We start from the raw sequence: 12,845 nt of genomic DNA, 5'->3' as shown, positions 1-12,845 counted from the left end.
TCAAAAAGTACTTTAAAGAGAAGTAATCCTCCGTAATTCGTTAGATTTCCACCATCAAAAGAAAAAGTGTTGTTTTTAGAATTGTAATTTGTTAGACTGAACATATGGGTTTCCTTTCTATTTTGATATGGTTTGCGCTTATATCATAAAGGGGAAATCCTTTTTTGTCCAGTAAAAAGTCTCACCTAATGGGTGAAAATCAAAAACTTCCAGAAACCATGATGTATCAGCGATTCTGGAAGTTTTTTTAGTTATGTATGAATAATTTGGGTTAAAATATAGTAGTAACCATGAATGGCCTTAGTTGTTTCATATCTGCAACAGATATAGGTAGAATTTGAGATTTATTAAAAAATTTTCAAATTTTATCTTTTGGAAAGAAAGAGGTGGGAGGAGTAGATCTAGGAGCTGATTTTCTTTTTTAGAATGATTCCTGTTAATTATGGAGAAAAAATGAGTAGATTTCCGAACAATTCTAATAAGAAAGGGTGTTGCGTAAGTGGGACGGATATGTTAAGCTTATCTGTTTTTGCTATACTGATGCTGTGAATATTTTTCACAACATTCTTTTACCAATAGGGAAACGGAGAGAATTTTTCGTTTTTCTAGTATCCTTTCTATTATTTCCAGAAGGAACCCTCATGGGTTCTTTTTTGTACCAGTGGGTGTGTCATTGTCTCTAAAAATAAATGTATGCCGATTTTACAATCCGAAGACTAGAAGATTTCAAAGAGATGACGAGTAACGTCGAAGCATACGCAATCCATCAGCTCATCGAATAGGCTTGCCAAAGTCAGAAGGTGATATTGAATAAGCTACAGGTAATCTGTAGTAGGATTCAATTACCAAAAGCTTCCCTTTCTCTGTTAACATGTTCTAAGAGTTTCTCAAATCGTGAGAATTACGAGGGTGAAAGAGATTTTTGAAAAGTATTAACGAACGGGACTGGTCGACTTATGGTATAGTAAAGAGGAGGAGGTGAAAGAATGAAAAATCAAAAGCAAAGAATTGTTCAAGGAACACTTTATGGAATAATATCGGGTATTGTCTGGGGTCTGTGTGGGATTATTGGTCAATACTTTTTTTCTCATTACATGGTGGAAACGGGCTGGATTACCTCCATGCGTCTTTTGATCGGCGGAGTGGTCTTACTGACCTTAGCTTATGTCCAAGACCCTGCAGGGCTCTGGCGAATTTGGAGAGATTCGAAAATGTTACCACGTTTTTTTGCCTATACGATTCTAGGTCTCTTTTCGGTTCAATTCTTCTTTTACCTATGTATTCAATATTCAAATGCGGCCACGGCAACGATTTTACAGTTTACAGCGCCAGTCTTTATTTTGCTCTATACGGGTCTATGGAAGAAGCATCCTGTTTCTAGTAAATCCATTCTGTACGTGTTGTTAACCCTGCTTGGAGTGATTCTATTGGTGAGTGAAGGTGATCTTAGTCAGCTCTCCATTAGTCCGATGGCCTTGATGGCCGGTCTTTTAAGTGCGGTTGGGATTTTGTTTAATACCACCTTACCGACCCACTTTATGAGCCACTTTGGTTCTCTTTATACTTTAGGTTGGGGTCTTTTGGTAGCAGGGATTTTTTCTAATTTTCTCTATCCCGTTTGGCAAGTGACTTTCCAAGTAGATGTCATTAGCCTCTCCATTTCGGCTATCATTGCTCTTTTTGGGACTGCCTTGTCCTTTTGGATTCTCTTGCAGGCTCTCACATTAGTGTCTCCTCTAGTTATCTCGGTAGTTGGAGCTAGTGAACCCCTGGCCTCCATCTTACTGAGCTTGGCCTTTTTAGGCCTGGAGCCTCATTGGTCGCTCTTTGTGGCTTCTCTGTTGATTTTGCCTTCTATGGTTCTGCTTTCCATAGAAGAAGAGAAGGTTTAATCATGTCAAAAAGAAAAGGGGTCTCTACAGCTAGCCCCGTTTGGGAGTAAAAAATGGATTGTGCACAGTTAATGGACAAGGTAGAAGCTGCTTCTTATAGGATGATGACCACCCTCCTGCAGGAGGGTGGGCCTTTGTCTATGGGAGAGCTTCGAATACGAATAGGTTTGTCTCGAAAGACGTTTCTGAAGTACCTGGGGGAATTTAATGAGCTCTTAGATCGAGAAAAACTGGGGGCTTATCTGAGTATCGAGCAGGAGTTTGTGCGGTTGCAGGCTGGACCGCAGTTTTGCTTGTCGGCATTGACAGGTGTTCTTTTACGGCGTTCTCTGCGTTTTCGGCTGTTGGAAGCTATTTGGTCCCAACAAGTCTTTACGATTCAGACTTTATCGGCTCGTTTCCAAATCAGTGAGGCAACCTTGAACCGGCATTTACTAGGCCTTAACCAGTTGTTGGACGAGTTCGGTTTGGTGATTCAGAATGGCCGTTTGCGAGGGAGTGAATTACAGGTGCGTTTTCTAGCCTTCTGCCTGTTACGGGAAATGACCCTCCCAGAGGATTTAGTTAGAATCCAACAGCAGGCAGATTATCAGCAGTTTCAAACTGTTATACGAGCAGTGATTCAGAAGGATTCGGGCTTAGACTTGCCTATTTGGTGGTCTTTGGCTCAGATACGGCAGCGTTTTCAGCAGGAGCCTTCGGAAGCTTTGCAGCTCTATCAAGAACATCCTACTTTTCAACAGTTGGTAGGGGGATTGGCAAGTTTAGATTGGGATTCTTCGGAGCTAAGTCTTCTGTTTGCTTTTTTACTAGGTCAAGGTCTATTAGCTAGTAGGGAAATGGAAAAATTTTTGGCTTTTGGAGGCCCCATTCAGGATAAGGTAACAGAGTTGCTTCAAGCTCTCAAAGAGTTAGGCGTCTCTTTACAGGGACCAGGTCCAGTTTTAGATGATTTGGGTCGCCTAGCTAGTCAGGTCTATTTTTTTCAAGGGGGTCTGGTTAGCTGGGAGGGCGAGGGGACCTTGCGTTCCTATACCCGGATTCATCCTCAATCTTGGATTACGGTAGATGTTGCCCGTTCTTTAGCCCAACGTCTGGTTGCGGAGAAGGATAGCCGTTTGTTGGCATTTGAATGGGATTTTGTTCAGATTTTAGATTATCTAGGGGATTTGAAACAGCCCATGAAGCGTTTGGCAGTGGATTCTCATCGTTCGCCTTTGGTTTTGGCACGGATGGTTCGAACTCTCAAACAGTACCTGCAACATAATCGTTTAATTGAAGTTGAGACCTACCAAGCTGGGGTCAATTATAGTTTGGTTGTGACAGATGCTACTTGGCGATCTTATTCTAACCAACCCCTTTATGTCTTGAAAGAAGATTTACTAGGTTATGACTTGGAAGTTATTCGGGAGCTTCTTCAAACTGACAGGATTTTGTGAAAAAATCACAAAATCCTATCAGTTTTTTTTGTAAAAGCAAAAAAGTTGATAGGATGAGAATGAAAGCGTTTGATATACTGAACATAGAATAAATCTTAGGAGGTCGATGATGACTGAAACATATATTATGGCAATTGACCAGGGAACGACGAGTTCGCGGGCGATTCTTTTCAATAAAAAAGGAGAGAAGGTTGCTAGTAGTCAGAAAGAATTTACGCAGATTTTCCCAGAGGCTGGTTGGGTAGAGCATAACGCGAATGAAATTTGGACATCTGTTCAGTCGGTTATTGCAGGAGCGTTCATTGAGAGCGGCGTGAAGCCAAGTCAGGTAGCGGCTATCGGGATTACAAACCAACGGGAGACTACGGTGGTTTGGGATAAGAAAACCGGCCTACCGATTTACAATGCTATTGTATGGCAATCGCGTCAAACAGCTCCGTTAGCGGAACAATTGAAGCAGGATGGTTATACAGAATTGTTCCATAAGAAGACCGGTTTGGTGATCGATGCTTACTTCTCTGCAACGAAGGTACGCTGGATTTTGGATCAGGTACCAGGAGCTCAAGAGCGGGCTGAAAAAGGTGAATTGCTCTTTGGAACCATTGATACTTGGTTGGTTTGGAAGCTGACAGACGGAGCTTCTCATGTGACAGACTATTCCAATGCGGCTCGGACAATGCTTTACAACATTGAGACCTTGGAGTGGGACGATGAGATTCTTGAAATCTTGAATATTCCAAAAGCTATGTTACCGGAAGTACGCTCTAATTCTGAGATTTATGGTAAGACTGCTCCATTCCACTTCTATGGAGGAGAGGTGCCGATCTCAGGGATGGCTGGAGACCAGCAAGCGGCACTCTTTGGTCAATTAGCCTTTGAGCCTGGAATGGTGAAAAATACTTACGGAACTGGATCGTTCATTATTATGAATACCGGTGAGAAGATGCAGTTGTCACAGAATAATCTCTTGACGACCATTGCTTATGGAATCAATGGCAAGGTTTACTATGCCCTTGAAGGTTCGATCTTTATTGCGGGTTCAGCTATTCAATGGCTACGTGATGGCTTGCGGATGATTGAAGCTTCTCCAGAATCAGAGACTCTGGCTCTCGCTTCCCAAAGCAACGACGAGGTATATGTTGTACCAGCCTTTACTGGTTTGGGAGCTCCTTATTGGGATCAAAATGCTCGTGGTTCAGTCTTTGGCTTGACTCGTGGTACGAGTAAAGAAGACTTCATTAAGGCGACTCTTCAATCGATTGCCTATCAGGTTCGGGATATCATTGATACCATGCAAGTAGATGCTGACACAGCCATTCACCTACTCAAGGTTGATGGTGGAGCAGCGATGAATAATTTCTTGATGCAATTCCAGGCGGACATCTTGGGTATTGATATTGCACGTGCTAAGAACCTTGAAACAACAGCCTTGGGAGCAGCCTTCTTGGCTGGATTAGCTGTTGGTTATTGGCAAGATTTGGACGAATTAAAAACTTTAAATGAAACAGGACAACTCTTCGAGCCGTCCATGAACGAAGCGCGTAAAGAACAACTCTATAAGGGTTGGAAAAAAGCTGTTAAAGCAACTCGCGTCTTTGCGGAAGATTCTGATACTGAAGGTTAGATGCAATCTTCAGTGTCAAAATCTCCCTGAATGAAAGATCAACTGGACCTCTTATTCAGGTTTTACAACTTAGTAAATAACGAACTTGGACTTATACTCAGCTGTAAAGAGTATTTAGATAGGAATAGGTATTGACCATGGAATTTTCAAAACGAACCCGAACACGAGCATTGGAAAAGATGCAAGAACAAACCTTGGATTTGCTGATTATTGGTGGAGGAATTACAGGGGCTGGTTTAGCCTTGCAGGCGGCAGCGTCTGGCTTGGACACTGGTTTGATTGAGATGCAGGATTTTGCTGAGGGAACTTCCAGTCGTTCGACGAAGTTGGTTCACGGGGGTCTCCGTTATCTCAAGCAATTTGATGTGGAGGTTGTATCAGATACGGTCAGCGAGCGGGCGGTGGTGCAGCGCATTGCACCACATATTCCCAAGCCAGATCCAATGTTACTTCCGGTTTATGATGAACCAGGGGCTACCTTTAATCTTTTCCGCTTGAAAGTAGCTATGGATTTGTATGACCTTTTGGCTGGAGTCAATGGTTCTTCAGTTGCCAACCAAGTTCTCAGCCGGGAACAAGTTTTGGAGCGGGAACCTGACTTACGGAAGGAAGGCTTGGTAGGTGGTGGTGTCTACCTCGATTTCCGTAATAATGATGCTCGTTTGGTGATTGAAAACCTTAAACGGGCAAATCAAGATGGAGCTTATCTAGCCAACCATGTCAAAGCAGAAGGTTTCCTCTTTGAAGGAGATAAAATTGTCGGGGTTCAGGCACGTGATTTATTGACGGATCAAACTCTAGAAATTCGGGCTCGTCTCGTTATAAATACAACTGGCCCGTGGTCTGACCAGGTTCGGAATCTCAGCAATCCTGAACAGGCCTTTAGTTTGATGCGTCCAACTAAAGGGGTTCACCTAGTAGTAGATTCTAGTCGTCTCAAGGTCAGTCAACCGGTTTATTTTGACTCTGGCTTGGCTGATGGCCGAATGATCTTTGTTCTTCCGCGTGAAAATAAAACCTATTTTGGAACAACGGATACGGACTATCAAGGTGATCTGGCTCATCCTCGGGTGGAACAAGAAGATGTGGATTATCTCTTGCAGATTGTTAACCACCGTTTCCCAGAGGCTCACTTGACCGTTGCGGATATTGAAAGTGGTTGGGCTGGTCTGCGTCCATTGATTGCGGGGAATAACGCCTCTGATTACAATGGTGGGGACAACGGTTCCCTTAGCGACGATAGTTTTGAGCAGTTGATTGGGGCGGTTCAAGCTTATCTCGCAAAAGAAAAAACAAGGGAAGATGTGGAGCACGTTCTGAGCAAAATGGAATCGTCTACTTCTGAGAAAAGCTTGGATCCGTCTGCTGTATCGCGCGGTTCCAGCTTAGAGCGCGATCCAAATGGTCTCCTAACCTTGGCAGGTGGTAAAATTACAGATTACCGCAAGATGGCCGAGGGAGCTATGGAGCTTATTTTGCAAATTCTTGCAGAGGAGTTCCAGCGGAACTTTACCTTGGTGCATTCGAAGACTTATCCGGTATCAGGTGGGGAACTCAATCCACATAATGTTGAAGCGGAATTGGAGGTCTTTGCACAATTGGGCGTGACGCGTGGTTTGGATAAGGATGAGGCTAAATATTTGGCCAACTTGTATGGTTCAAATGCACCGAAAGTTTATGCCTTAGCTCAAACAGTTCAAGCTGCTCCAGGTTTGAGTTTGGCGGATACACTATCCCTCCACTATGCGATGCAAAATGAGTTGACCTTGAGTCCCGTAGACTTCTTGCTTCGTCGGACCAATTACATGCTCTTCAAACGGGAGCAAGTGGACGGTATCAAGGATGCTGTCGTTGAAGAAATGGCTCGTTACTATGAATGGAGCCCAGAAGAAAAGGCTGCTTACCAAGAAGAATTGGAAGCTAGCCTTGCAGAAAATGATTTAGCCTCATTGAAGGCATAAGGAGAACACGAATATGTCGAATGAATTTTTAGGAGAATTTCTAGGAACAGCCTTGCTTATCCTCTTGGGGAATGGGGTAGTGGCAGGGGTTGTTCTTCCCAAAACCAAAAACCATGATGCAGGTTGGATTGTCATTACAGCTGGCTGGGGTCTGGCCGTTGCGATTGCAGCTTTTGCGGTGAGTAGCTTATCCCCTGCTCATCTGAATCCTGCTGTCTCTCTAGCCATGGCACTTAATGGCTCTCTACCGTGGGCTTCCTTTGGTAGCTATGTAGTGGCGCAATTCCTTGGAGCTATGTTTGGACAAATCCTAGTTTGGCTCATGTACAAACCTCACTATGATGCAGCAGAAGATTCAGGTGCAATCTTAGGAACCTTTGTGACAGGTCCAGCTCTTCGAGACAATGTTTCCAATTTAATTTCTGAAATCTTGGGTACCTTCGTCCTTGTGTTGACCCTTTTAGCGATGGGAACAGCTAATATTGCTGCGGGAGTATCAACCCTATCTGTAGCGGCTCTGATTATTGGTATTGGTTTGTCTCTCGGAGGTACTACTGGCTACGCCATCAATCCAGCGCGCGACTTGGGTCCACGTTTGGTGCACTCTCTTTTACCGATTTCAAACAAGGGTGATGGCGATTGGTCTTATGCTTGGATTCCAGTCGTAGGTCCTCTTCTTGGTGCGGTTTTGGCTGTGTTGGTTTATGGATTGTACTAATACGAACTCCACGTTTTTAAGGTAGTTGGCTTAGCCAACTACCTTTTGTGTTATGATAAGATTATGAAAAAAATCTTGCGAAAGAGGGGACTAGAGGTTCTTAAGCAACTGTCTCCAGAAAGAAAAAGACTTGCCGATCAGCGGGTGATAGGGAAGCTGCTGGATTCACAGGCTTATCGGCAGGCAGAAGTAGTCGCCACCTATCTCTCCCTAAGCCATGAAGTCGATACCCAAGCCTTACTTCTTCAAGCTCAATTAGATGGTAAACGGCTCCTAGTTCCTAAGGTTTTAGGACCTGGTCACATGGTTTTTGTGGATTATGATTCTAAGTATCTAAGAACAGGTGCCTATGGAATTTTAGAACCCACGAACGATCCTGACCCGAGTCTACATTTAGTCACTATTGATTGGGTGCATGTGCCTGGGATTATCTTTCGTAAAGATGGCTATCGAATCGGCTACGGGGGAGGATTTTATGACCGTATCTTGGCTGATTTCCCTGGTTGGACCGTGTCGACAATCTATGCTCAGCAATTAGCCGATTTCACCCCTGAAAACCATGATCAAGCTGTAAAGGAGCTTCTTATCGATGATGTCTCAATTGAAATATAGTCCTGTCACCTGTCTTTTTGTAGCCCTCAATTGCCTCCTCTTTCTGCTCATGTATATTGTGTCCGGTGGTGCGGTTGAGGATGTCCGCTTGTTGATCCAGTTCGGGGCTCTGTATCCCCCTTTGATCCACTGGGATTTAGGTCAATCCTACCGCTTATTATCGGCTATTTTTGTGCATATTGGTTTTATGCATTTTTTCTCCAACACCTTGACGCTCTATTTTCTCGGCCAGCAAATTGAAAGACTGTATGGCTCGGTCCGTTTTTTCTTGATTTATCTTTTAACGGGTCTGATGGGCAATCTATTCTGCTTGGTGTTTAGTCCCGAGTTCATCGTAGCAGGGTCTTCGACCTCCATCTATGGACTCTTTACAATTTTGGTAGTGTTACGGTGGCTTCCGAATCCCTACCTTCAACACTTAGGTCAATCCTATCTTCCTCTTTTGGTTATGAATCTAGTATTCAGTTTGGCTCCCGGTATTAGCCTAGCAGGGCATTTGGGTGGTCTCTTGGGAGGAGCTTGTTTGGCTTTGTCGCTTCCTCTATATCCGTATGGCCTTGTTCATGGGCGTAGTGGTCAACTGCTGGGTCTCGGTATTTACCTAGGATTGTCAGTACTAATCTTAGCCAAGTTCTTGTTTTGAAATGGGTTTGGGATTGGTCTGGCATTTGACACCATCATTGTCGTAAACTTTTAGTGATTATGAAAAAACCACAGATAGGCTCTGGCAAGATTGGATTTGCTGGAGCCTATCTGTGGTTTATTTTCTGAAATTCTAGTGTGTTATTTTAATTTTTTTTGAGGGCGGTTCGTTTTTTCTAGCTCTTTTCCGAGGTCAATGATGTATTGTTTGAGATTATCTTTGACTTGTGGGTGACGGAGAGCATACTCAATTGAGGTCTTCATGTAACCATATTTATCGCCGACATCGTAGCGTTTTCCTTTGAATTCACGAGCAAAAACACGTTGAGTCTTATTGAGAGTATCGATGGCATCTGTTAGTTGAACTTCATTGCCGGCACCTGGAGCTTGGGTTTCCAAGATGTTGAAAATCTCAGGGGTCAAAAGGTAGCGACCGATAATGGCTAAATCACTTGGAGCCTCTTCAGGAGCTGGTTTTTCCACAAAGGTTTCCACAGAGTAGAGTCCGTTGGAGCCTTTTCCTTGAGGGGCGATAACTCCGTAAGCAGATACTTCTTCGTGAGGGACTTGCATAACGGCGATGGTTGAAGCATGAGTGTTTTCGTAGTCATTCATGAGTTGGCGCGTGAGAGGAACTTTGTCCTCCATAAGGTCATCTCCCAGCATAACCACAAAAGGCTCATTTCCGACGAAGGCTTTGGCTTGTAAAACAGCATCTCCTAGTCCACGTGGATGGCTTTGGCGGATGAAGTGAAGGCGGATGCCAGTTGTTTCATCAACCAGTTTGAGGAGCTCATCTTTTCCTTTTTCTTTTAGGTTGTATTCCAATTCAAAGTTTGAATCAAAGTGGTCCTCAATGGAGCGTTTGGCTTTACCTGTTACAACCAAGATCTCCTCGATACCGGATTGAAGGGCTTCTTCGACAATAAATTGGATCGTTGGTTTGTCGACAATGGGCAACATCTCTTTAGCAAGAGCTTTGGTAGCTGGTAAGAAGCGAGTTCCAAGACCAGCTGCAGGAATAACGGCTTTTCTAACTTTTTTGTTCATGCTTAACTCCATTCATTTTCTTCTTTAAATTCATTGGTCATCATTTCTGTGATGGCCTCTTTGATGGGACGATTTTCATAAATGACTTGATAGATGCCTTGGGTAATGGGCATATAAACTTCCAATTCTTGGGCTAGTTCATAGGCAACCTTGGTAGTAGATAGACCTTCAATCACCATGCCCATTGACGCTTCAATGGACTCCAGGTCTTGTCCTTGTCCCAGGGCATAACCGGCACGCCAGTTCCGGGAATGTTTGGAGGTACCGGTGACGATGAGGTCTCCAACACCAGATAATCCACTATAGGTTAAGGGATCAGCCCCCATCTGAACTCCCAAACGGGTAATTTCTGCTAATCCACGGGTGATAATGGCTGCCTTGGCATTATCGCCATAACCTAGGCCTGCCAAGACACCGGCTCCAACTGCGATAATGTTTTTGAGGGCACCTGCCGTCTCAACACCGATGACATCAGTGTTTGTATAGAGGCGGAAGTAAGAATTGCTGAAGAGCTTTTGGGCATAGCGGGCTGCTTCTAAATCTTTGGAGGCGGCTGTAATCAGTGTGATGTCTCGGACAATAGCTTCTTCTGCATGACTAGGTCCGGAGACAACCACGATTTCAGAGCGAAGCTCTGCAGGAAGCTCTTCTTCTAAGATTGTAGACAAGCGTTTGTGACTGCCTGGTTCTAGCCCTTTGGAGGCGTGGAGAACTTTGACAGGGTGGTCCAGATTTGCGGCGACTTGTTGAGCTACCAGGCGTGTGACCTTGGTGGGGACAACGAAGAGAATCGCATCTGTATCTGTCAGTGCTTGTTGTAAATCGCTGTAAGCTTTAATGCTTGAGGAGAGAGTGACATCCTTGAAATAGCGGGAATTTTGGTGGCGAGTGTTGATTTCGTCAACTTGCTCGAGGGCATTGCCCCAGAGTCGGACTTCATGGCCGTTGTCATCTAAGACCTGGGCTAAAGCGGTTCCCCAAGACCCGGGACCCAGGATGGTAATGATTTGTTTTTCCATAGTTCCTTCTTTCGTTGTAGTCCCTTTCATTTTATCATAATCTAGGGGGATTTAAAAATGAAGTGAGGCTTGCGATACTTAGGAATTTGTGCTACTATATTAGAATAATCTGAAGAAAAAGAAAGCATCCTGTTCACTGAGGTGAACCAGGAGCTTTTTTGTGGAATGAAGGAGGAAATCATGCTGAAACAAGCACTAAAACCTTATAAATGGTATGTCTTGGGGTCTGTTTTCATGGTTGTTGTCATTGTGTCGAGTGCTTTGTTACAACCTAGTTATTTAAGCGACGTCTTGGCAGCTGTCATGGAAAATGACCAAGAAAAGATTGCGTCGATTGGTGTTTGGCTCGTGGGAATTGCAGGAGCTGGTTTGTTGGCAGGGGTTGTGAATACAGTCCTAGCAGCTAAAATCGCTCAGGGAGTGTCAGCGGATTTACGGGAGGCGACTTTTCGTAAAATTCAGACTTTCTCTTATGCCAACGTGGAGGAGTTTAATGCAGGGAATCTTGTTGTTCGGATGACCAATGATATTACACAAATTCAAAATCTGATGATGATGCTCTTTCAGGTCTTGCTTCGTTTGCCGATTCTCTTTATTGGTGCCTTTGTCTTGGCTGTCAGAACTCTTCCAAGTCTTTGGTGGGTTTTGGTTCTAATGGTATTGGCTATTGGTGGACTTATGGCTGCTATCATGGGGCGTCTTGGTCCTCGTTTTGGTCTCTTTCAAACCTTGATGGATAAGATTAATGCCATTGCGAAAGAAAATCTTCGTGGGGTTCGAGTTGTAAAGTCGTTTGTGCAAGAAAAAGCTCAGTATGCTAAATTTAAAGAAGTTTCAAATGACCTGTTGGAACTGAATCTTTTCATTGGTTATGGTTTTTCGATTATGATGCCAGCTGTGACCTTTATTGCTTACATGGCGACCTTTCTATCCATTTACATGGTCTCGCAATTGGTAGAGACAGAGCCTGAGGCAATTGGGAATATCGCTTCCTTTATGACTTATATGATGCAAATTATGTTTTCAATCATGATGGTCAGCTTCATGGGGATGCAGGCTAGTAGAGCATTTGTTTCTTTGAATCGGATCAAGGAGATCTTGGATACCGATCCCGCTATGGATTTTGTCGAGGGAGGACTAGAGGATCTTGAAGGAAGTCTGGTCTTTGATCATGTTACCTTTACCTATCCTCATGATACCGATCCAACCCTTAAAGATGTGAGTTTTGAAGTGAAACCTGGACAGATGATTGGGGTTGTTGGTGCGACAGGGTCAGGGGAGTCTACCTTAGCCCAACTGATTCCACGTCTGTTCGACCCACAGGAAGGCAGTATTTCCATTGGCGGTCGTAATCTGAAGGAAGTGTCCCAAGCGACCTTGCGGCAGTCGGTTTCGATTGTTTTGCAAAAAGCGATCCTTTTTAGTGGGACGATTGCAGATAATCTTCGCCAAGGGAAGTCTGGAGCAGACTTGTCTACGATGGAGAGAGCGGCTGCCATTGCCCAGGCTCAGGAATTTATTGATCGTATGAGTGATTCCTACGAGAGTCAGGTAGAAGAGCGCGGTAACAACTTTTCGGGTGGTCAGAAGCAGCGGATGAGTATTGCCCGTGGTGTTATTGGAAATCCTAAAATCCTTGTTCTGGATGATTCGACCTCTGCCTTGGATGCAAAATCTGAAAAATTAGTACAGGAAGCCTTGAATAGGGAACTAAAAGGAACAACAATAGTTATTATTGCCCAGAAAATATCATCTGTTGTGAAGGCAGATAAGATTCTTGTACTGGATGAAGGTAGACTAATTGGTCAAGGAACACATGCAGAATTAGTAGCTACCAATGATGTGTATCGTGAAATTTATGAAACTCAAAAGGGAAGGGAGGACTAAT

Annotated in this window: 10 protein-coding genes; 8 read left to right on the top strand and 2 right to left on the bottom strand. The window is 44.0% G+C overall.

Annotation, left to right across the window (positions count from 1 at the left end; genetic code table 11):
• Positions 1–986 precede the first annotated feature (986 nt).
• The 7 genes from E4T71_RS02585 to E4T71_RS02555 all read left to right on the top strand — a co-directional run bounded on the left by E4T71_RS02585 (position 987) and on the right by E4T71_RS02555 (position 8,889).
• Positions 987–1,892, top strand: coding sequence for a DMT family transporter (locus E4T71_RS02585; protein ID WP_135036428.1), 906 nt, complete (start codon positions 987–989; stop codon positions 1,890–1,892).
• Positions 1,893–1,945: 53 nt separating this feature from the next.
• Positions 1,946–3,331 (top strand): helix-turn-helix domain-containing protein, encoded by a 1,386-nt coding sequence (locus tag E4T71_RS02580; RefSeq protein WP_135036425.1) that lies wholly within the window; start codon positions 1,946–1,948, stop codon positions 3,329–3,331.
• Positions 3,332–3,437: 106 nt separating this feature from the next.
• Positions 3,438–4,955, top strand: a complete 1,518-nt coding sequence (glpK, locus tag E4T71_RS02575; RefSeq protein ID WP_135036421.1) for a glycerol kinase GlpK — start codon at positions 3,438–3,440, stop codon at positions 4,953–4,955.
• Between the two features lie 137 nt (positions 4,956–5,092).
• Positions 5,093–6,916 carry a type 1 glycerol-3-phosphate oxidase gene (gene glpO, locus E4T71_RS02570; protein WP_135036418.1) on the top strand — a complete coding sequence of 608 codons (1,824 nt, stop codon included), beginning with the start codon at positions 5,093–5,095 and terminating at the stop codon, positions 6,914–6,916.
• A 13-nt stretch (positions 6,917–6,929) separates the two neighbouring features.
• Positions 6,930–7,634: an MIP/aquaporin family protein gene (locus E4T71_RS02565; protein ID WP_135036417.1), complete on the top strand. Its 705-nt coding sequence runs from the start codon at positions 6,930–6,932 to the stop codon at positions 7,632–7,634.
• A gap of 63 nt (positions 7,635–7,697) precedes the next feature.
• Positions 7,698–8,246 (top strand): 5-formyltetrahydrofolate cyclo-ligase, encoded by a 549-nt coding sequence (locus tag E4T71_RS02560; RefSeq protein ID WP_135036412.1) that lies wholly within the window; start codon positions 7,698–7,700, stop codon positions 8,244–8,246.
• Positions 8,224–8,889, top strand: a complete 666-nt coding sequence (locus E4T71_RS02555; RefSeq protein ID WP_135036409.1) for a rhomboid family intramembrane serine protease — start codon at positions 8,224–8,226, stop codon at positions 8,887–8,889. The genes E4T71_RS02560 and E4T71_RS02555 overlap by 23 nt, the downstream gene beginning before the upstream one ends.
• 140 nt (positions 8,890–9,029) lie before the next feature.
• Here E4T71_RS02555 and galU read toward each other — a convergent pair whose 3' ends face one another.
• Both galU and E4T71_RS02545 read right to left on the bottom strand, forming a co-directional pair.
• Complete coding sequence (gene galU, locus E4T71_RS02550; RefSeq protein WP_135036406.1) at positions 9,030–9,938, bottom strand: UTP--glucose-1-phosphate uridylyltransferase GalU; 909 nt, start codon at positions 9,936–9,938, stop codon at positions 9,030–9,032.
• 2 nt (positions 9,939–9,940) lie between these two features.
• Positions 9,941–10,957 (bottom strand): NAD(P)H-dependent glycerol-3-phosphate dehydrogenase, encoded by a 1,017-nt coding sequence (locus E4T71_RS02545; protein ID WP_135036403.1) that lies wholly within the window; start codon positions 10,955–10,957, stop codon positions 9,941–9,943.
• A 180-nt stretch (positions 10,958–11,137) separates the two neighbouring features.
• On the opposite strand from E4T71_RS02545, the gene E4T71_RS02540 reads away from it, so the two are divergent.
• A complete protein-coding gene (locus tag E4T71_RS02540; RefSeq protein ID WP_135036400.1) occupies positions 11,138–12,844 on the top strand; it encodes an ABC transporter ATP-binding protein in 1,707 nt (568 codons plus the stop codon).
• The last annotated feature ends 1 nt before the right edge of the window (position 12,845 follow it).

It is taken from the genome of Streptococcus sp. WM07 (assembly GCF_004570525.1).
In the GTDB taxonomy this organism is placed as follows: Bacteria; Bacillota; Bacilli; order Lactobacillales; family Streptococcaceae; genus Streptococcus.
The sequence above is the reverse complement of the archived record's forward strand: the minus strand, read 5'-3'. Positions and strand labels throughout refer to the sequence as shown.

Coding starts and splice junctions, on each gene's coding strand:
- E4T71_RS02560 (WP_135036412.1), top strand. CDS start 7,698: ATGAAAAAAATCTTGCGAAAGAGGGGACTAGAGGTTCTTAAGCAACTG.
- E4T71_RS02555 (WP_135036409.1), top strand. CDS start 8,224: ATGATGTCTCAATTGAAATATAGTCCTGTCACCTGTCTTTTTGTAGCC.
- E4T71_RS02545 (WP_135036403.1), bottom strand. CDS start 10,957: ATGGAAAAACAAATCATTACCATCCTGGGTCCCGGGTCTTGGGGAACC.
- E4T71_RS02565 (WP_135036417.1), top strand. CDS start 6,930: ATGTCGAATGAATTTTTAGGAGAATTTCTAGGAACAGCCTTGCTTATC.
- galU (WP_135036406.1), bottom strand. CDS start 9,938: ATGAACAAAAAAGTTAGAAAAGCCGTTATTCCTGCAGCTGGTCTTGGA.
- glpO (WP_135036418.1), top strand. CDS start 5,093: ATGGAATTTTCAAAACGAACCCGAACACGAGCATTGGAAAAGATGCAA.
- glpK (WP_135036421.1), top strand. CDS start 3,438: ATGATGACTGAAACATATATTATGGCAATTGACCAGGGAACGACGAGT.
- E4T71_RS02580 (WP_135036425.1), top strand. CDS start 1,946: ATGGATTGTGCACAGTTAATGGACAAGGTAGAAGCTGCTTCTTATAGG.
- E4T71_RS02540 (WP_135036400.1), top strand. CDS start 11,138: ATGCTGAAACAAGCACTAAAACCTTATAAATGGTATGTCTTGGGGTCT.
- E4T71_RS02585 (WP_135036428.1), top strand. CDS start 987: ATGAAAAATCAAAAGCAAAGAATTGTTCAAGGAACACTTTATGGAATA.